Source organism: Pelagerythrobacter sp. Soil_C_18 (assembly GCF_057657235.1).
The window spans coordinates 404,053-422,378 of record NZ_JBDGIU010000003.1; the positions used below are offsets into that span (position 1 = coordinate 404,053).

Consider the following 18,326-nt stretch of genomic DNA (forward strand, 5'->3'; position numbering starts at 1 on the left):
GAGCTCGACGACGGCATGGCGCCGGACTGTGCGGTGGAAGGCGCCGTGGCAGGACCGGTCTCCGCCGAAGGCATTCGCGGCACGCTGACACCGCGTGCGCCGCTCGCCAAGCTCGTCTGGTTCAAGACGGGCGGGCCGGCCGACTGGCTGTTCGAACCCGCCGATCTCGACGACTTGCGCGAATTCCTGCTCCGGCTCGACGGCCATCTACCGATCATGGCGCTCGGCCTCGGCTCCAACATGATCGTGCGTGACGGCGGGGTGCCGGGCGTGGTCGTGCGGCTGGGGAAGACTTTTGCCAAGATCGCGGTAAAGGGCGATCACGTGCTCGAATGCGGCGGCGGGGCCAGCGGGATTCTCGTGTCCTCCACGGCGCGCGACGCTGGCATTGCCGGGCTCGAGTTTCTGCGTGGCATCCCGGGCACGGTTGGCGGCTTCGTCCGCATGAACGGCGGCGCTTACGGGCGCGAAGTGGCGGACGTTCTGATCGACTGCGATGTGGTGATGCCAGGCGGCGAACTGGTCCGCCTGCCCGCCGCGGACCTACGCTATACCTACCGGCACTCAGCGCTACCCGAAGGCGCCGTCGTTGTCGCCGCGCGCCTCCGGGGCAATCGGGGCGATCCCGCCGAGGTCGGCGCGGAGATGGACCGCATCGCCAGAGCGCGCGAGGAATCGCAGCCGCTGCGCACCAAGACCGGCGGCTCGACGTTCAAGAACCCCGAAGGGGACAAGGCCTGGCGCCTGGTCGATGCCGCGGGTTGCCGCGGCCTCAGGATGGGCGGGGCGCAGGTGAGCGAGAAGCACGCCAATTTCCTGATCAACACCGGCGACGCCACGAGCGCAGACATCGAAGGGCTGGGCGAAGAAGTGCGGCGGCGCGTCTACGCGGATTCGGGCGTGATGCTCGAATGGGAGATCCAGCGGGTGGGCCGGCCGTGAGCGACATGCAGAAGTACCACATCGTCGTCCTGATGGGCGGTTGGGCCCACGAGCGCCCGGTCTCGCTGATGAGCGGGGAGGGCGTCGCCAAGGCGCTGGAAGCGCGCGGGCATCGCGTGACCCGGATCGACATGGACCGCCAGGTCGCCGCCCGCATTGCTGAAGCGGCGCCCGATGTCGTCTTCAACGCACTGCACGGCGTGCCGGGCGAAGACGGCACCGTACAGGGCATGCTCGACCTGATGGGCGTGCCCTATACCCATTCGGGCCTCGCTACCTCGGTCATCGCGATCGACAAGGAGCTGACCAAGCAGGCGCTTGTGCCGCACGGCATCCCGATGCCGGGCGGGCGCATCGTCGCAAGCGAGAGCCTCTACGAACGCGACCCGCTGCCGCGGCCCTACGTGCTGAAGCCGGTCAACGAGGGCAGCTCCGTCGGCGTCGCCATCGTCACCGAGGGCGGGAACTACGGCAATCCCATCGCCCGCGCGGCGAAGGGCCCCTGGCAGGAGTTCGACCACCTGCTGGCCGAGCCGTATATCCGCGGCCGCGAGCTGACCGTCGCGGTGGTCGACGAGGCGGACGGCCCGCGCGCGCTGACCGTGACCGAACTCGTGCCCAAGTCGGGCTTCTACGACTTCGATGCGAAATACACGGACGGGCTGACCCAACATATCTGCCCCGCACAGGTCCCGGAGCACATCGCGCGTCTGTGCATGGACCTCGCCGTGCGCGCGCACCGCGTGCTCGGGTGCAAGGGCTGCAGCCGCACCGATTTTCGCTGGGACGACGAGCAGGGCGAGGACGGGCTGTTCGTGCTCGAAACCAATACCCAGCCGGGCATGACACCGCTCAGCCTGGTGCCCGAGCAGGCGCGGCACTGCGGAATGAGCTACGAGGATCTCGTCGAGGCAATCGTCGCCAATGCGATTGCAGGGGGCGGGCACGACGCGGGGGGAGAGGGCGATGGCGACGGTTAGCCGCAAGGCGACGAAGGACGTGCGGCGCTCTGCCGCGGCCAAGGGGCGCGCGCAGACTGCCCGGCGGGCGCGGGCGAAGACCGGTTCGCTGCTCGACAAGCTGATGGCCGTGCTGCCCTTCACCGAGGAGCAGCTTCACCGCATCTTTCTGGCGCTCATCTTCGGCGGCGCGATCGCGCTTGCGCTGTTCGTCGCCAATCTCGCCGGCGTGCCCGCCATGGCCCAGCAGCAAGTGGCGCTGCTCGCATCCGACGCCGGGTTCGAGGTCCGCCGGGTCAAGGTGACCGGCGTCGACCGGATGAACGAGCTCAAGGTCTACGAACGCGCGCTGGCGCAGCGCGACATGCCCATGCCGCTGGTCGATCTGGAGGCGCTGCGCGCCGAGCTGCTCGAACTGCCGTGGGTGGAGGATGCGCGCGTATCGCGCCAGTTGCCCGACAGTCTCGTGATCGATGTGGTGGAGCGCACGCCGCATGCGGTGCTGCGCAAGCCGGGCCGCCTGATGCTGATCGATCCGACCGGGGCGGAGCTCGAGCCGATCTCGCCCGCCAATGCCAAGGGCATGCTGGTCATTGCCGGCCCCGGGGCAAGGAACCAGGTCCAGACCCTGTCCGACCTGCTGGCCGCTGCGCCCGCGCTGGAGCCGCAAGTGAAGGAAGCCGAATGGGTCGGCAACCGGCGCTGGAATCTTACGTTCGACACTGGGCAGATCCTCGCGCTGCCGCAGGGCGAGGATCAGTCTGCCGGCGCGCTGGTCGCCTTCGCGCGGCTCGACGGGGTCAACCGCCTGCTCGGCGGCAAAGTCGCGACGTTCGACATGCGCGCGCCCGATCGCATCTACATGCGCATTCCGGGCCGCGCGGCGCAGACGCTCGAAGCGAAGGGGGGCGAGTGATGGGCATGCCGCGCATCGGCAAGGTCTTCGGGGCGGTCAACGTCGGCTCGTTCCGCATTTCGGCGATGATCATGGGCCTGTCGGAAACCGGCGAGATGATCGTGCTCGGCTCCGGCCACCGCGCGAGCCAGGGTATCAAGCGCGGCTACGTCACCGACATGGCAGCGGCGACATATGCCATCCGCGACGCGGTCGAGCGCGCCGAGAAGAACGCCGGGGCGAGCATCTCGAGCGTCTGGATCGGCTGTGCCGGGGCGGGGCTTGGGAGCCAGGTCGCGAAAGTCGAGATCGACATCGGCGGCCGGCGGATCGAGGAAGAGGATATCGAGCACCTGCTCGTCGCCGCGCGCGAGAGCATCCAGCCCGACGGGCGCATGGTGCTCCATGCGCAGCCGGCGCACTACACGCTCGACGGCGCGCACGGCGTCGCCAATCCCAAGGGGCTTCATGCCGAACGGCTCGGGGTCGATATCCACGTGATGCTCGCCGACGGGGCGCCGGTGCGGAATCTGATTGAAGCGGTCCAGAACGCGCACCTCGACGTGGAGGCGGTGGTCGCGGCGCCGATCGCGGCCGGGTATTCGTGCCTCACGCCCGAAGAGCGCGAGCTCGGCACCGCGCTGATCGAGATCGGCGGCGAAGTGACGAACGTCTCGCTCTACGCCGGCGGTATGCTGCTCGGCCTCAAGGCGATCCCGTTCGGCAGCGCGGATATCACCGACGCGATCGCCTCGAGCTTCGGCGTCCGCCGCTTCCAGGCCGAGCGGCTCAAGTGCGTGGCCGGTTCGGCGATCGCCAGCCCGACCGACCACCGCGAGATGATCCCGGTGAACGGGCCGGGCGATGGTGCGGACGATCCCGCGGCCGCCGGCGGCAGTGAGGCGAACCGGATCCCGCGCGCCGAACTCGTGTCCGTGGTCACCGAACAGCTCGCCCGGCTCACCGACGAGGTCGGCAAGGCGCTCAAGGCGATGGGCTTTTCCGGATCGCGCGGAAGCCAGGTCGTGCTTACCGGCGGCGGCGCCGAGCTCGCCGGAATCGCGGAATTCGCGCAGAGCGCGCTTGGCCGTCCGGTGCGTATCGGCAAGCCGCCGGCGCTGCGCGGCTTGCCGGAGGCACACTCCACCGCAGGCTTCGCGACGCTCGCGGGGCTGTGCCTCTATGCCGCGGACGACCCGATCGACATTCGCTCGGTCGGTCCGAGCTATCAGCCGACCATGCGCTATACCGGTCTGGGGCTCGTCAACCGCGTGGCCCGTGCCGTGCGGGACTATTTTTGATATGAACGCCGGGCGGTTAACCACTGTGGATAAGCGATTGCGCCCTATGCAACAGGGATTCGCTTTGTGCCAAACTGTGTGGCCAGAAACCTTCGCGCATACTACCCCTTGGAGCGACACCCCATGAGCATCAATATCGGCCCCGCAGCATCCGAAGACCTGCGCCCCCGCATTGCGGTGATCGGCGTGGGTGGCGCGGGCGGAAACGCCATCGCCAACATGATGGCCGCGCAGATCGAGGGGGTCGAGTTCATCGTCGCCAACACGGATGCGCAGGTGCTCAGCAATTCGCCCGCACCCACGCGTATCCAGCTCGGGCCGGAAATCACCGGCGGCCTCGGCGCCGGCGCCCGGCCCGAAGTGGGCAAGGCCGCGGCCGAAGAAACCGTGAGCGAGATCGAGCACGCGCTCGACGGCGCGAACATGTGCTTCATCGCCGCGGGCATGGGCGGCGGCACGGGCACGGGCGCGGCGCCGGTCATCGCAGAGCTCGCGCGCCGCAAGGGCGTGCTGACGGTGGGCGTGGTGACCAAGCCGTTCCTGTTCGAAGGCACCCGCCGCATGCGCGCAGCCGAGGCGGGAATCGTCGAGCTGCAGAAGCATGTCGATACGCTGATCGTCATTCCCAACCAGAACCTGTTCCTGATCGCCAAGGCGGAAACGACCTTCAAGGAAGCCTTCCAGCTTGCCGACGAAGTGCTGCAGCAGGGCGTCCGCTCGATCACCGACCTCATGGTCATGCCCGGCCTCATCAACCTCGACTTCGCCGATATCGAATCGGTGATGCAGGAAGCCGGCAAGGCGATGATGGGCACGGGCGAGGGCGAGGGCGAGAACCGCGCGCTCGAAGCGGCCGAGCGCGCGATCGCCAATCCGCTGCTCGAAGGCGTTTCGATGCAGGGCGCCAAGGGCGTGATCATCTCGATCATCGGCGGCGAGGACATGAAGCTGCTCGAGGTCGACGAGGCCGCCAATCACATCCGCGAACTGGTGGACGAGGACGCGAACATCATCTGGGGCTCGGCCTTCAACGCCGATCTCGAAGGCAAGATTCGCGTGTCGGTGGTAGCCACCGGGATCGATGCCAACGCGGAAGCCAGCACGGAAAGCCGTCCGATGCCGCTCGCTGCCAGCCGCGCGCCGAAGCGTCCGGTGCTCGAACTGCCGAGCGAGAGCGAATACGAGGAAGAGAAGGCCCCTGCGCCGAGCCGCGAGCCGGTTTCCTATGCCCCGGCCGATCATGAGGACGAGGATCAGGCCGACGCCGAGGGCGTGGTCGATCCGCTGGCCGGCCTGCGAAGCGAGATCGCCGAATCGCGCGGCAACGGTGCGACCGGCGAAGGCCTGGCCGAACCCGCCGACGATTCCGACCATGCGGTCGTGGGTGCCGATCGCGGCTTCGCCCAGCCGGAGCCGGCGCAGGGCGATCAGCGTCCGCGCAAGGAGCCGCTCGACCTGACTTCCGAAGCGCCGGCAAGCAACGGGCGCGACTCGGCGCGGCAGGATGAGCTCCTGCTCGACGCGGATCGTCTCGCAGAGGAGAACCGCCCGGTTCAGCCGCGCGTGGACGTGGGTCCCGGCATCGGTCGCCGCCGCGGGCTCGTGAGCGGTGACGAGGGCGGTTCCAGCGGCGGTTCGACCCTGTTCGAACGCATGGCCAATCTTTCGCGCGGCTCGGCCGACAAGGAGGCGAAGAATCAGGCGCGCGACGAGAACCGGGACGACGAGGATGACGGCAGCTCGCTCAACATCCCGCGCTTCCTCGGCCGCCAGAACAACCAGTAAGCAGGCGCCCGGGCTTCGTTTCGCAACGGTTCAACTGCCGTGTGCGATAGCCACCCTATGAAGGTGAGCCGTGGGCGACTATGGCCGGTCGCCATCGCTATGCGAAGAAATCTCGGCCATATCCTGTCTGGAGCGACCGCGATCGCGGTTTTCGCCGGAGCGGCGCCAGCCGCTGCGCAGGACGACGGGCCGGTGTCGCGCGCGGTCGTCCAGCCGCTGCCGCCACCGAGCGTCAGCGATCTGGGCGATGCGCTCCGCCGTCTCGCCCGCAACGCGCGCGACGTCGACGCGCTGATCGACGCGGGCAACGCGTCGCTCGACCTCAACGATATCGACGCTGCCATCGGGTTCTTCGGCCGCGCGCAGGAACTTTCGCCCCAGAACGCGCGGGTCAAATTGGGGCTTGCCGGTGCCTTCGTCCGCTCCGGACGGCCGATCGAGGCGCTTCGCCTGTTCGCGGAGGCCGAACGTGCCGGCGTCTCGACGACCACTCTCGCGAGCGCGCGGGGACTTGCCTACGACCTCGTCGGCGACAATGCCGCGGCGCAGGTACAGTACCGCCAAGCGCTCGCGACCGAGCAGGACGACGAGACCGTCCGCCGCCTCGCCATCAGCCAGGCCATCGCAGGCGACAGCAGGGGTTTCGAGGCGACGCTGTACCCGCAGCTCGCGCGTGAGGACTATGCCGGATTCCGCACGCGCGCTTTCGGGCTCGCAATTCTCGGCGAGGAGGAGGAAGCGGTCGCGATCGCCGAGACGGTCATGCCGCGCGATCTTTCGGCGCGGATCGCGCCCTATCTGCGCTACATGCGGCGCCTGACCAAGGCGCAGCAGGCGGCTGCTGCCAACCTCGGCGTCTTTCCGCGGGCCGCGCAGATCGGCCGCGACGATCCCCGCATAGCGCAGTATTCCGGCGGTGCGCCGGCCACGGCCGGTGCGGACACCCGGCTCGCGCCCACGGGAGAGCCGCTCGGATCTCGCGCTGCGGCGGAACAACCTGCGCAGCAGGTGACGAGCGCGGCCGACACGCCGACGCGCGCGGCGCCGCAGACCATGGTTTCGCGGCCGGTCGTGCAGGAAGTGCCCGAGCCCGAGCCGCAGCCCGCCCGGACGGCAAGTGCCGCCCCGGCCGAGCTGCCGCCCGCCCAGCCGGAGCAGGTGGCGCAAGCTCCGCAGCAGATGGTTCAGCAAGTAGCTCAGGCGCCGCAGCAGACGGTTCAGCAGGTGGCCCCGGCTCCGCAGCAGGTGGCGCAGGCGCCGCAGCAGGTCGTGCCGGCGTCGGCGCAGGTCGCCTTGGCGGCTACGCCCGTGCCCGCGCCCGGTTTCGATCTCTCGACCGTCGCGGCGAGCACGCCTGTGGCGGCGAGCAGCGCTCCAGCCGCGAACAATCCTCCTCCGGCCAGCGTCGCGGACGCCTTCGCCGGATTCAAGCTCGGCCCCGAGCCCTCCTTCGCGCGATCGACCGGCGCGGTCGACATCACCTTGATCGAACCCCCGCGCGAGGTGGCGGAGAAGCCGCCTGCCAAGCCTAAGCCGCCGGCGCATCCGCGGCGCTTCTGGGTCCAGGTCGCGACCGGGCGCGATCTTTCCGCATTCAGGTACGACTGGCGGCGAATCAGCCGGAAGGCGCCCGAAATCCTCGGCGATTTCAAACCGATGACGACTCCCTGGGTCGAGGCGAACCGCCTGCTGGCGGGCCCATTCGAGAGCGAGAAGACAGCCGAGGAAGCGGTCGCGAAGCTGCGCGAGGCCGGGCTCGACAGCTTTACCTTCACCAGCGAGGAAGGGCAGGAGATCGTCCCCCTCGGCTAGGCCGCGTCCACGGCTTTTGCACAAGCTTTGAACAGTCTTGTGCGGTTCTCCCCAGCAGCAAGCGTGGTGGCGATTGCCACGCCGCCCCCTCTCGCTGCATCGAGCGGCTCGTTACTCCTAACCGGGACTTAACCTCTATGAGAACGGGCGCGAAGGGCATGTTGGACGACGACGCGGCACCCGTGGACATGCTCGCGGCGTTGTTCGAGGCGCGCGGGTGGCCGTGCAGGTCATTGTCGGAAGAGGAAATTCTCGGCGAGATCCAGGGGAGCTGGGGCAAGTACCAGTTGCGCGGGATCTGGCGGCACGAGGACCGGGTGCTGCAACTGCTCAGCCTGCCGGACATCCGCGTCCCGCGCGAGAAGATGCGCGACGCCTACGAGCTGCTGGCGCTGGTCAACGAACAGCTCTGGCTCGGCCACTTCGACATCTGGTCGCAGGGCGACATGCTGGTCTACCGCAATGGCGTCATGCTCGGTGCAGACGGGCTGCTGGGCCTGGATCAGGCGCAGGCGCTGGTGGAAACCGCGATCGACGAGTGCGACCGGTTCTACCCCGCGTTTCAGTTCGTTCTGTGGAGCGACAAGGCGCCGCGCGACGCCCTTGCCAGTGCGCTGATCGACGCCGCCGGAGAGGCCTGAGCGCCCTCGGCGGAGGTTGACCCGCGGGTCGTGTTCGATTTCCGCGCATCGACCTTGAAAATCCTCCTCAAACCGCAGATATTGATCGCGTAAGCCGGCGGCTATTCCGCGGCCGGCAGTGGAGAGTTGAAAGACAATGGCTGATTGGAACGAACCCCGCCGGTCTCAGACGGGATTCGGTGCATCGCCCGGCTATCGCGGCCAGGTCGCCACCGGCGAGACCTTCGACGCGGGCCTCAGGCAGCATATGCTGTCGATCTACAACTACATGACCTCGGCCGTACTGCTCACGGGCATCGTGGCGGCGCTGACGGCCCGATCGGGCCTTGCTGCGCAGATGGTTGGCAGCCCGCTCATGTGGCTGGTGATCCTGTCGCCGCTGGCCATCGTGTTCGCGATGAGCTTCGGCGCCAACCGCTTCAGCAAGACCACCCTCCAGGCGATGTTCTGGGGCTTTGCGATCCTGATGGGGCTGTCGCTGTCGACGATCTTTCTCGTCTACACCGGCGCCTCGATCGCGGCGACGTTCTTCGCCACGGCGGCCGCCTTCGCGGGTCTGAGCCTGTTCGGCTACACCACCAAGAAGGACCTCAGCGGCTTCGGCAGCTTCCTGATCATGGGTGTGATCGGACTGCTGGTCGCGATGGTGATCAACATGTTCCTCCAGTCGCCCGGGCTGATGTACGCGATCAGCTTCATCGGCGTGCTGATCTTCGCGGGCCTGACCGCCTACGACACGCAGCGGCTGAAGCAGCAGTACTTCCAGCTTCGCGGCACGGACTTTGCCGGCAAGGCGATCGTGCTCGGGGCGCTGAGCCTCTATCTGGATTTCATCAACATGTTCCAGTTCCTGCTCGCCTTCATGGGCAATCGCGAATAATCGCACACAGGACTCGTTTCATCGTGCCCGGGGCGTTCCATGCGCCTCGGGCATTTTCTTTGCATCTGTCAGCGTTTAGGGTCAGTGCTTAAGGCTAGCGCAATCCGCGATGGGGGATCGTGGCGCGGGCAATGGAGGGTACGTGGTGATGTTCGCACTGACCAAGGGTCGGATTCAGCTGCTGGCGATTGCCGGGGGCATGGCAATGTTGGCGGGCTGCGCGACGCCGCCTCCACCGCCGCCGCCCCCACCGCCGCCTCCGCCGCCGGTCAAGGTTATTCCTCCGCGCCCGACGCCGCCGGATAACGCGACGACCTCGATGTTCATTCCGCCGGTCGGGCCCGACGGCATTCGGCGCACCGTCAACTACGGCATCTCCACGGCGCAGACGACCTGGAACGTGCGGTCCGCGCTCAACGTGGCGGCGCTTAACTGCATGGACGCCGAACACGCGGACATTCTGCCCGCGTACAAGACCTTGCTCGAGCGGCACGAGCGCAAGCTCGACAAGACCAACGACGCGCTGCTCAAGGAATACCGCGAGAACTACGGTTCCGAGGGGCGCGAGGCCTACGACCGCTACATGACGCAGGTCTACAACTACTTCGCGCTGCCCCCGGCGCTGGACGACTTCTGCGACGCCTCGCAGAAGGTCGCGCGCGACTCGCTGCTGGTGGAATCGGACGATCTCGACAACTTCGCGCTCCGCAGTCTGCCGGTGATCGAGGCGGTGTTCGAGAGCTTCTTCAGCGCCTTCGAGCGCTACCGCACGGCAGTGCTTTCGTGGGACGCCGAATACGGTCCGCCGCAGCCCGCCAATGCATTCGCAGGGACGGCGGCCACCACGCTCGCAGCGGCGGACGTGCTTCCGGGCAACGACCAGAGCGTGGAGGCGATCGCGTCGTTCGATCCGTCACCCAGTTCTGCGGTGGCTCCGGCCAGCCCGCTCACCGGCTTGAGTGGTCCGGCGATAACTGCATCGGAGGCTCTTACGAGCGGTGATCAGATGGTCCAGGCGCCTCCTTCGATCGATCTCTCGACCAGTGCGGCAGTGCCGCCTGCCAGCACGCTCACCGATGTAAGCAGCGCGGCCGTCGCGACCCCGGATGCGCTTCCGGGCACAGGCGAGACGGTGCAGGCGATCGCCTCGTCCGATCCGGGCGCGAGTGTCGCGAGCCAGCCGGCTGCGGATGGGATGCTGGTCCTGCCGCCGATGGATACGGCGCCGGCGCCGGGCCAGGCGATTACGCTTCCTGGCAACCAGCAGCAGCCGGTCCGCATGGTCTCTCAGCCGGTCGTTCAGGGCGAGAGTACGGCGCAGCCGGGCTTCGGGCCGACGCTCCAGCCGGCTCCCGAAGATGCCGACGCGAGTGCCCCCGTGGCGGCGCAGCAGCCCACCATCGTCTTGACTCCCGAACCTACCCCGGAAGGGGTGGACGAAAGTGGAACCGGCGGGGAGTGAAGCGCTGCGATTTTGCCCTTTGCAGTGCGCGGCGCATTCGCTAAGGGGCGCCCTCGCCAAGCGGGCGTGCCGCTTTGCGACAGACCTGGAACGGGGCCGTAGCTCAGTTGGGAGAGCGCGTCGTTCGCAATGACGAGGTCAGCGGTTCGATCCCGCTCGGCTCCACCAGGTTTTGATTTCATCAGAACCTGGTTTTTTATTCCGCACGCGCATCCGCGCGCGCGATATCCTCGCGCCTGCGGCGCTGCGGGCGGGCGGTCGCCCTTGCGGTCCCTACGGGACCGGACTAGCGCGAATGAACTATTGTTGACGCTTGTCGCGGCAGCCAAAGGCCAACCGGCCGTCGCGCCGAATGGCGCGGTAGCCAAGGCCGCGGGTGCGGCCGCCGGCGCTTGAGGCCAAATAAACATGCACTTTCTCGATCAAGCCAAGATATTCCTGAAGTCCGGCGCGGGCGGGCCCGGGGCGGTCAGCTTCCGGCGCGAGAAATATATCGAGTACGGTGGACCCGACGGCGGTAATGGCGGCCGTGGCGGCGACATCGTGTTCGAGTCGGTGGCCGGTCTCAACACGCTGATCGACTTCCGCTACACCCAGCACTTCAAGGCGCAGCGCGGCGCGCACGGCATGGGCAAGGACCGCACCGGCGCGTCCGCCCCCGATCTCGTGATCGAAGTGCCCGTGGGCACGCAGATACTCTCCGAAGACAAGGAAGAAGTGCTCGCAGACTTCACCGAAGTCGGCCAGCGTCTCGTCTTCCTCGAAGGCGGGATGGGCGGGCGCGGAAACGCCAGCTACAAGACCAGCACCAACCGCGCACCTCGGCAGCACCAGCCGGGCGAGCCGGGGCACGAGATGTGGGTCTGGCTGCGGTTGAAGCTGCTCGCCGACGTCGGGCTGCTCGGCCTGCCCAATGCGGGCAAGAGCACTTTCATCAACCAGGTCACCAACGCCGGGGCGAAAGTGGGCGAGTACGCGTTTACCACCCTGATTCCCAAGCTCGGCGTGGTGCGGCACAAGGGGCGCGAGTTCGTGCTCGCCGACATCCCGGGCCTGATCGCAGGCGCGGCAGAGGGCGCGGGCATCGGCGACCGGTTCCTCGGCCATATCGAACGCTGCAGGGTGCTAATCCACCTGATCGACATTGCGGGCAACGATCCGGCCGAGGCGATGCGCGTGGTCCAGGCCGAACTCGCTACCTACGGGGAAGGGCTCTCGGAGAAGCCGCAACTCATTGCGCTCAACAAGGTCGACCTTGCCGATCCTGAACTCGTTGCGGGGTTCACCGACGAACTGCGTGCCGCGGGTGCCGACGAAGTGTTTGGCGTTTCCGGCGCGACGAGGGAGGGCGTGGAGGCGCTGCTCGACGCAATCCTCGGCTACCTCCCGGACCGCACTGCCACCGAGACCAGAGGCAGCGAGGTGGAAGACGCACCTGACGAGAGCAGCGATTGGTCGCCGTTGGGCTGACCTTTCGCCGAGGCGCCGCAGAAGTGGGCTGGACCCCCGTCGGCGCGGGGATGACGGAGGAAAAAGCCTCGGCTAAGCGCCTTGCATGTCCACCTTCGCGCTTCCCCACCTGACGGATGCGGCCACGTGCCCGCGGATCGTGCTCAAGATCGGCTCTTCGCTGCTGGTGGATGGCGAGGGGCAGCCGCGGCGCACCTGGCTCGACTCGATCGCCGGTGAGATCGCGGCTCTGCGGCGCGGCGGGCAGGAAGTGGTCGTGGTCAGCTCCGGCGCCATCGCGCTCGGTGCGGCGCGGCTGGGGCTGGAGAAGGGCGGTCGCGGCAATCTCGCCGATGCGCAGGCGGCTGCCTCTGTCGGCCAGATCGCGCTCGCTTCGCTGTGGTCGGACAAGCTTGGCGCGCAGGGCCTGACTGCGGCACAACTGCTGCTCACGCTCGACGATCTCGAGGATCGCCGGCGCTATCTCAACGCCTCCTCCACTCTCGCCCGCCTGCTCGAGAACGGCGCGGTGCCGGTGGTCAACGAGAACGACAGCGTGGCGACGCAGGAAATCCGCTTCGGCGACAACGACCGCCTCGCAGCCCGTGTGGCGCAGGCGGCGCGGGCGGATGCGATTCTGCTGCTCTCCGACGTGGACGGTCTCTACGATCGCAATCCGCGCGATGCCGGCGCCCGGCTGGTGCCGGTGGTCGAGGGGGTGGACGATGCGGTGCGCGCCATGGCGGACGGCGGTTCGTCCTCCGGCCTCGGTTCGGGCGGCATGGTGTCCAAGCTTCAGGCCGCGGAAATCGCCGGGCGTGCCGGTATCGCGCTGGCGATCCTCAACGGCACGCATACCGCGCCCATCGCGCGCGCCCTGGAGGCCGGAACGGGCACGCTGTTCCTGCCGCCGCGCCGCGACCGCGGGCGCAAGGCCTGGCTGGGCGGACGGCTGAGCCTGAAGGGTGCGCTTACGGTGGACGCGGGCTGCGCCGCGGCACTCGCGCAAGGCGGGAGCCTGCTCGCGGCGGGTGTGACCGAGGTGGAGGGCACGTTCGAGCGCGGCGACGCCGTGGCGGTCCGTGATCCGCAAGGCCGCGCGATCGCGCACGGTCTCGTGGAATACGGTGCCGCCGAATGCGCCGCGCTCAAGGGCCGGCGCAGCGGTGAGCACGCGGCGGTGCTCGGCTATGCGCCGCGCGCGGCCGTGGTCCACCGCGACCACATGGTGCTGTTGTGACGCTCGCGCTGACCGGAGGCACGGGCTTCGTCGGTCAGGCGATGCTCGATGCGATCGAGCGCCACGGGCTCTCGGCGCGCGCGCTGGCGCGTGCCGTGCCTAAGGACGAGCGCAAGGGCGTCCAATGGGTCGGCGGCAGCCTGGCTGACCGGGCGGCGCTCGCGCGGCTGGTGGAAGGCGCGGAGGCGGTGGTCCATATCGCCGGGCTCACCAGCACGCTGGAGCCGGCTGCGTTCGAGACCGCCAACGTCGCGGGAACGCTAGCGCTGATCGAGGTCGCCAAGGCGGCAGGTGTGCCGCGCTTCATCTTCGTCTCGTCGCTCGCCGCGCGGCGGCCCGACCTTTCGGTCTACGGCGCGTCGAAGGCGCGGGCGGAGAAGATCGTCGCCGCCAGCGGGCTCGACTGGACGGTCGTCCGCCCGCCCGCGGTCTACGGGCCGCGCGACCGGGACATGTTCGAGTTGTTCCGCGCCGCGCGCCGCGGGATCGTCCCCATGCCTCCGCCGGGCCACGCCTCGATGATCCACGTCGACGATCTCGCCGAGCTGCTCCTGGCCCTGATCCCGGGCGGCGAGGGCGTCACCGGCGCGGTGTACGAGCCCGACGACGGGCGCGAGGGCGGCTGGCCGCATCGCGAGCTCGCGCGCACCATCGGCTGGGCCGTGGGACGGCGGCCCTGGGTGCCGCATCTCTCGCGCGGGACGCTGGAACTCGCCTCGCGCCTCGATTGCGCCGTGCGGCGCAACCGCGCCCGGCTCACGCCCGACCGGGTGAGTTACATGTGCTATCCGGACTGGGTGGTGGATCCTGCGCGCAAGGTGCCGGAGAGCCTGTGGGCGCCGCGCATTCCCACGCGTGAGGGCCTCAAGGCCACCGCGGACTGGTATCGGGAAAAGGGCTGGCTCTGACGCCGGTCAGAACGCCGGATCGAATCCCGGGGGCAGTTCGCCTTCGCTGGTAAGCGGAGTGTGGATGCCGCACTCGGTCTTGTCCCAGCCCTTCCAGCGGCCCGAACGCGGGTCTTCTCCCGGGGCGACCTTGTGGGTGCAGGGGCTGCAGCCGATCGAGGGATAGCCCTGCTCGACCAGCGGGTGCGGGGGCAGTTCGTGCTCGGCGATGTAATTGGCGAGATCTTCGGCGGTCCAGTCGATCAGCGGATTGATCTTGAGCCTGCCCTGCGCGTCCGACGTATCGACCTCGAACCGCGGCAGGTTCGCGCGGGTTGCCGACTGGAACGCCTTGCGCCCCGTCAGCGTCGCGTCGAACCCGCTCAGCGCGGCGGCGAGCGGGAGGACCTTGCGGATTTCGCAGCAGCCGTCGGGGTCGTAGGACCAGCGCAGGCCGGTCTCGTCGCGCTTGGCGAGGAGTTGGGGATCGGGATGCAGGTTGACGAGCCCGGTCAGCCCGAGCCGCCCGACGAGCGTGTCGCGGTAGGCGAGCGTTTCGGGGAAATGCTTGCCGGTTTCGAGGAACAGGACCGGCAGGGCTGGGTCGATCTGCGCCACGAGGTGAAGCAGCACGGCGCTTTCCGCACCGAAGCTGGAGACGATGGCCAATTCGCCAACCAGCCCGTCCGTGATCACGGCGCGCAGCATCTCCACCGTGTCCGCACCGCGGAACATGCGGTTGAGCCGGATCGCGTCGGCGTCCGTAAAGCGCGGGCCGGTGTCGATCCGGTCTTTGATGCGGATCGGGTCGGCCTCAGCCATGGCGCAGCTGCCAGATCGGAACCGCGGCGTCGGCCGCGTGCTGATAGACGTGCGGATAGCGATTGAGCACGGCTTCCACCTCGGCCCGGTCCAAAGGCACGTGGGGCGCGAAGCTGTCGAATCCGCAGCGGCGCATGAAGTAGATCAGGTCCACCAGCACTTCGCCGGTCGCCTTGATCTCTCCTTCGTAGCCCATCTCGCGCAGAACGCGCGCGCTGGAAAAGCCGCGCCCATCGCGGAACTTGGGAAAGTCGATCTCGACCAGCCGCACCCGGTCGAGCACCGGAGCGAGGCGGCGTACGTCGTCGCCGGCTTCGATGAGCACCGAACTCGCGTTCGACTGATCGAGGAACGTATCGAGCGTCACCACCGGTTCGTCCGGCGCGGGATCGTCGCGAAAGCGCAGCCAATCGCGCTCGCCGCCCGGGGTGGGCTCCAGGGTGCCGGGCCCGCCGCCGGGGCCGCCGGCGCGTGGATCGTCAACCATAGATCGCCTCCTTGAATCCATCCATTCCGACGCGGCGGTAGGTATCGAGGAACCGCTCGCCCGGCTCGCGGATCTCGCGGTAGCGCTCGACCGCGCGCTCGACCGCGTCGACGATCCCGGCCTCGTCGAAGCCGGGGCCGGTGATCTTGGCCTGGCTCGTCTCCTCGTCGCCCGAGCCGCCGAGCAGGAGCTGATAGTTCTCGGTGCCCTTCCGATCGACGCCGAGAATGCCGATGTGACCGGCGTGGTGGTGCCCGCAGGCGTTGATGCAGCCGCTGATCTTGATCTTGAGCTCGCCGAGATCCTTCTGGCGCTCGGCGTCCGCGAAGCGCTCGGCGATCTTCTGCGCCACCGGGATCGAACGGGCGTTGGCCAGCGAGCAGTAGTCGAGCCCCGGGCAGGCGATGATGTCGGTCACCAGATCGAGGTTCGCCTCACCCAGACCGGCTTCGTGCAGCGCGGTCCAGATGGCATGGAGATCCTGCTTGCGGACATGCGGCAGGACGAGGTTCTGCGCATGCGTCGCCCGTAGCTCGTCGAAGCTGTAGCGTTCGGCGAGATCGGCCACGAGCTCCATCTGCTCGGCGGAAATATCGCCGGGGATCTGACCGATCGGCTTGAGGCTGATGTTGACGATCGCATAGCCCGGCGCCTTGTGCGCGGCGACCTGATGGTCGGCCCACAGCGCGAAGTCCGGGTCCGAGCGGTCGATCTCTTCGCTGAGATCCGTCTCGAACGGCGGGGGCGCGAAGTAGGCGGCGATGCGGTCGTACTCGGCCTGCGGGAAATCCTCGCCGAGAGCGAGGAAATGCTGAAACTCTTCCTCGACCTGACGGCGGAACTCATCCTCGCCCAGCTCGTGGACGAGGATCTTCATCCGCTGCTTGTGAATGTTGTCGCGCCGCGCGTTGCGGTTCCACACCCGCAGGATCGCCTGGAGGTAGGAGAGGATCTGATCCGTCGGCAGGAACTCGCGGATCCTGTAGGCAATGAACGGCGTGCGGCCCATGCCGCCCCCGGCGAAGACCTCGAACCCGATCTCGCCCGCTTCGTTCTGCACGATCCGCAGCGCGCAATCGTGCCAGCGCAGGGCGGCGCGGTCCGCCTCCGCTGCGATCACGGCGATCTTGAACTTGCGCGGCAGGTAGCTGAATTCCGGCATGAACGTCGTCATCTGCCGGATCATCTCGGCCCACGGGCGGGGATCGATGATCTCGTCGGCCGCGGCGCCGGCATACTGGTCGGCGGAGATGTTGCGGATGCTCTCGCCGCTGGTCTGGATGGCGTGCATCTCGACCGTCGCCAGCTCGGCGAGAATATCGGGCGCGTCCTCCAGCTTGATCCAGTTGTACTGGATGTTCTGCCGGGTGGTGAAATGGCCGTAGCCCCGGTCGTAGGTCCGCGCGATATGCGCGAGCTTGCGCATCTGCCGCGAGTTCAGCGTGCCATAGGGGATCGCCACGCGCAGCATGTAGGCGTGGAGCTGGAGGTAGAGACCGTTCTTCAGCCGCAGCGGCTTGAACTGGTCGTCCGTCATCTTGCCTTCCAGGCGGCGGCGCGTCTGGTCGCGGAAATCCTCCACGCGCGCATCGACCATCGCCTGGTCGTATTGGTCGTACTTGTACATCAGATCACCCAGTTGCCCGCGTTGGGGTCGGCCGGTTTGAGAGTGAGGTCGGGGCGCACGGTCGGGCCGAGCGCCCGGATGCGGTCCTTGATATGGGCGGGACGCACGCCATCGGCGGTCTTCTCGCCGTCGATGGCGTAGGCGCCGTTGACGCGGCACTCGGCTTCCTCGCGCGCGATGATCGCCTCGGCCCTGTCGCCGGCGTCCACCGCATCTTCGACGTGGAGCGACCAGCCCTGGCCGTCCCACCAGATGACGTGTCCGGTCTTGAGGTCGTTGCCGGTAAGAATCTTCATGCCTGCGCCTCCAGCGCGATTTGGGCGAGAGCCGCGTTCTCGCGCGCGGCAACCTCTCCGATGACGATGAGCGCCGGGCTCTTGACCCGTTCGCGCTCGACGAGTTCGGGCAGGCCGGCGAGCGGGCCGCGCAGCACGCGCATGTCCGCGCGGCAGGCGTTTTCGATCACCGCCAGCGGCATGTCCGGCGCGAGGCCGTCGGCCATGAGCTTTTCGGCGATCTGCGGCGCGGTCTTCACGCCCATGTAGATCACCAGCGTGCGGCCCTTGCCGGCGAGGCCGGCCCAATCCTGATCGGACAGTCCCTTGCACTGGCCGGCGACGAAGCTGACCACGCTGGCCGCGTCGCGGTGGGTGAGGGCGATCTGCGCGGCGGCCGCCGCGCCGTTCGCGGCGCTGATGCCAGGCACGACCTCGACCGGCACGCCGGCGGCGCGGCAGGCCTCCGCCTCCTCACCGCCGCGGCCGAAGATGAACGGATCGCCGCCCTTCAGCCGCACGACATCGCGCCCGGCGAGCGCCTCGCGCACCAGCAGGGCGCAGATGTCTTTCTGCGGCAGAGTGTGGCGCGCGCGGCTCTTCGCCACCGAGATCAGCTCGGCATCGCGTGGCACCAGTGTCAGCACGGCCGGATCGATCAGCCCGTCATGCACGACCAGCGCCGCGCGCTCGAGCAGACGAGCGGCGCGGAGTGTCAGCAGGTCAGGATCGCCCGGCCCTGCGCCGACCAGATAGACAGTTCCGACATTTTCCATGAGCGCAAGATGCGCGGGGGCAGGCGCACGCGCCAACGAGAATGGATGTCACATCGGTAAGGATTGGTTTTGATAGCGCCGGTAGG

Annotated in this window: 17 protein-coding genes and 1 tRNA gene; 13 read left to right on the forward strand and 5 right to left on the reverse strand. The window is 68.2% G+C overall.

Translation table 11 applies throughout. The features are described 5' to 3' along the window. Window positions 1-15 precede the first annotated feature (15 nt). The 13 genes from murB to AC3A5N_RS10065 all read left to right on the forward strand — a co-directional run bounded on the left by murB (window position 16) and on the right by AC3A5N_RS10065 (window position 14,274). A complete protein-coding gene (gene murB, locus AC3A5N_RS10005) occupies window positions 16-942 on the forward strand; it encodes a UDP-N-acetylmuramate dehydrogenase (protein ID WP_487737211.1) in 927 nt (308 codons plus the stop codon). A 5-nt stretch (window positions 943-947) separates the two neighbouring features. Next, window positions 948-1,922, forward strand: coding sequence for a D-alanine--D-alanine ligase (locus AC3A5N_RS10010; protein ID WP_487737212.1), 975 nt, complete (start codon window positions 948-950; stop codon window positions 1,920-1,922). Continuing rightward, complete coding sequence (locus tag AC3A5N_RS10015) at window positions 1,909-2,817, forward strand: cell division protein FtsQ/DivIB (protein ID WP_487737167.1); 909 nt, start codon at window positions 1,909-1,911, stop codon at window positions 2,815-2,817. The genes AC3A5N_RS10010 and AC3A5N_RS10015 overlap by 14 nt, the downstream gene beginning before the upstream one ends. Further along, window positions 2,817-4,097, forward strand: coding sequence for a cell division protein FtsA (ftsA, locus tag AC3A5N_RS10020; protein ID WP_487737168.1), 1,281 nt, complete (start codon window positions 2,817-2,819; stop codon window positions 4,095-4,097). The genes AC3A5N_RS10015 and ftsA overlap by 1 nt, the downstream gene beginning before the upstream one ends. A 123-nt stretch (window positions 4,098-4,220) precedes the next feature. Then, on the forward strand, window positions 4,221-5,882 hold the full coding sequence (ftsZ, locus tag AC3A5N_RS10025; RefSeq protein ID WP_487737169.1) for a cell division protein FtsZ: 1,662 nt from the start codon (window positions 4,221-4,223) through the stop codon (window positions 5,880-5,882). Between the two features lie 99 nt (window positions 5,883-5,981). Next, complete coding sequence (locus AC3A5N_RS10030) at window positions 5,982-7,694, forward strand: tetratricopeptide repeat protein (protein ID WP_487737170.1); 1,713 nt, start codon at window positions 5,982-5,984, stop codon at window positions 7,692-7,694. Window positions 7,695-7,852: 158 nt separating this feature from the next. Then, on the forward strand, window positions 7,853-8,335 hold the full coding sequence (locus AC3A5N_RS10035) for a type III secretion system chaperone family protein (RefSeq protein ID WP_487737171.1): 483 nt from the start codon (window positions 7,853-7,855) through the stop codon (window positions 8,333-8,335). A 136-nt stretch (window positions 8,336-8,471) separates the two neighbouring features. Continuing rightward, on the forward strand, window positions 8,472-9,215 hold the full coding sequence (locus AC3A5N_RS10040; protein ID WP_487737172.1) for a Bax inhibitor-1/YccA family protein: 744 nt from the start codon (window positions 8,472-8,474) through the stop codon (window positions 9,213-9,215). Between the two features lie 142 nt (window positions 9,216-9,357). Next, the gene (locus AC3A5N_RS10045; protein ID WP_487737173.1) at window positions 9,358-10,677 is read left to right on the forward strand and encodes a hypothetical protein; all 1,320 of its coding nucleotides are present in this window, start codon (window positions 9,358-9,360) and stop codon (window positions 10,675-10,677) included. Between the two features lie 92 nt (window positions 10,678-10,769). Then, window positions 10,770-10,845, forward strand: a tRNA-Ala gene (locus AC3A5N_RS10050). Window positions 10,846-11,085: 240 nt separating this feature from the next. Then, window positions 11,086-12,147 (forward strand): Obg family GTPase CgtA, encoded by a 1,062-nt coding sequence (cgtA, locus tag AC3A5N_RS10055; RefSeq protein ID WP_487737174.1) that lies wholly within the window; start codon window positions 11,086-11,088, stop codon window positions 12,145-12,147. A gap of 85 nt (window positions 12,148-12,232) precedes the next feature. Beyond that, window positions 12,233-13,366: a glutamate 5-kinase gene (gene proB, locus AC3A5N_RS10060; protein ID WP_487737175.1), complete on the forward strand. Its 1,134-nt coding sequence runs from the start codon at window positions 12,233-12,235 to the stop codon at window positions 13,364-13,366. Next, window positions 13,363-14,274: an NAD-dependent epimerase/dehydratase family protein gene (locus tag AC3A5N_RS10065; protein ID WP_487737176.1), complete on the forward strand. Its 912-nt coding sequence runs from the start codon at window positions 13,363-13,365 to the stop codon at window positions 14,272-14,274. The genes proB and AC3A5N_RS10065 overlap by 4 nt, the downstream gene beginning before the upstream one ends. 6 nt (window positions 14,275-14,280) lie before the next feature. On the opposite strand, the gene AC3A5N_RS10070 is transcribed toward AC3A5N_RS10065, so the two are convergent. From AC3A5N_RS10070 to cobA, 5 genes are read right to left on the reverse strand one after another with little or no spacing between them, the layout of a single operon-like run. Then, on the reverse strand, window positions 14,281-15,075 hold the full coding sequence (locus tag AC3A5N_RS10070; protein ID WP_487737177.1) for a phosphoadenylyl-sulfate reductase: 795 nt from the start codon (window positions 15,073-15,075) through the stop codon (window positions 14,281-14,283). Further along, complete coding sequence (locus AC3A5N_RS10075; RefSeq protein WP_487737178.1) at window positions 15,068-15,562, reverse strand: DUF934 domain-containing protein; 495 nt, start codon at window positions 15,560-15,562, stop codon at window positions 15,068-15,070. The genes AC3A5N_RS10070 and AC3A5N_RS10075 overlap by 8 nt, the downstream gene beginning before the upstream one ends. After that, a complete protein-coding gene (locus AC3A5N_RS10080) occupies window positions 15,555-17,189 on the reverse strand; it encodes a nitrite/sulfite reductase (protein ID WP_487737179.1) in 1,635 nt (544 codons plus the stop codon). Before AC3A5N_RS10080 ends, AC3A5N_RS10075 begins: the two co-directional genes overlap by 8 nt. Continuing rightward, window positions 17,189-17,485 carry a DUF2849 domain-containing protein gene (locus AC3A5N_RS10085; RefSeq protein WP_487737180.1) on the reverse strand — a complete coding sequence of 99 codons (297 nt, stop codon included), beginning with the start codon at window positions 17,483-17,485 and terminating at the stop codon, window positions 17,189-17,191. Before AC3A5N_RS10085 ends, AC3A5N_RS10080 begins: the two co-directional genes overlap by 1 nt. After that, window positions 17,482-18,240: a uroporphyrinogen-III C-methyltransferase gene (gene cobA / locus AC3A5N_RS10090; RefSeq protein WP_487737181.1), complete on the reverse strand. Its 759-nt coding sequence runs from the start codon at window positions 18,238-18,240 to the stop codon at window positions 17,482-17,484. Before cobA ends, AC3A5N_RS10085 begins: the two co-directional genes overlap by 4 nt. Window positions 18,241-18,326: the final 86 nt, after the last annotated feature.

What these genes read in the sequence shown, in the direction of transcription:
- murB (WP_487737211.1), top strand. Translation starts at nt 16, where the DNA reads ATGGCGCCGGACTGTGCGGTGGAAGGCGCCGTGGCAGGACCGGTCTCC.
- AC3A5N_RS10010 (WP_487737212.1), top strand. Translation starts at nt 948, where the DNA reads ATGCAGAAGTACCACATCGTCGTCCTGATGGGCGGTTGGGCCCACGAG.
- AC3A5N_RS10015 (WP_487737167.1), top strand. Translation starts at nt 1,909, where the DNA reads ATGGCGACGGTTAGCCGCAAGGCGACGAAGGACGTGCGGCGCTCTGCC.
- ftsA (WP_487737168.1), top strand. Translation starts at nt 2,817, where the DNA reads ATGGGCATGCCGCGCATCGGCAAGGTCTTCGGGGCGGTCAACGTCGGC.
- ftsZ (WP_487737169.1), top strand. Translation starts at nt 4,221, where the DNA reads ATGAGCATCAATATCGGCCCCGCAGCATCCGAAGACCTGCGCCCCCGC.
- AC3A5N_RS10030 (WP_487737170.1), top strand. Translation starts at nt 5,982, where the DNA reads ATGCGAAGAAATCTCGGCCATATCCTGTCTGGAGCGACCGCGATCGCG.
- AC3A5N_RS10035 (WP_487737171.1), top strand. Translation starts at nt 7,853, where the DNA reads ATGTTGGACGACGACGCGGCACCCGTGGACATGCTCGCGGCGTTGTTC.
- AC3A5N_RS10040 (WP_487737172.1), top strand. Translation starts at nt 8,472, where the DNA reads ATGGCTGATTGGAACGAACCCCGCCGGTCTCAGACGGGATTCGGTGCA.
- cgtA (WP_487737174.1), top strand. Translation starts at nt 11,086, where the DNA reads ATGCACTTTCTCGATCAAGCCAAGATATTCCTGAAGTCCGGCGCGGGC.
- proB (WP_487737175.1), top strand. Translation starts at nt 12,233, where the DNA reads ATGTCCACCTTCGCGCTTCCCCACCTGACGGATGCGGCCACGTGCCCG.
- AC3A5N_RS10070 (WP_487737177.1), bottom strand. Translation starts at nt 15,075, where the DNA reads ATGGCTGAGGCCGACCCGATCCGCATCAAAGACCGGATCGACACCGGC.
- AC3A5N_RS10075 (WP_487737178.1), bottom strand. Translation starts at nt 15,562, where the DNA reads ATGGTTGACGATCCACGCGCCGGCGGCCCCGGCGGCGGGCCCGGCACC.
- AC3A5N_RS10080 (WP_487737179.1), bottom strand. Translation starts at nt 17,189, where the DNA reads ATGTACAAGTACGACCAATACGACCAGGCGATGGTCGATGCGCGCGTG.
- AC3A5N_RS10085 (WP_487737180.1), bottom strand. Translation starts at nt 17,485, where the DNA reads ATGAAGATTCTTACCGGCAACGACCTCAAGACCGGACACGTCATCTGG.
- cobA (WP_487737181.1), bottom strand. Translation starts at nt 18,240, where the DNA reads ATGGAAAATGTCGGAACTGTCTATCTGGTCGGCGCAGGGCCGGGCGAT.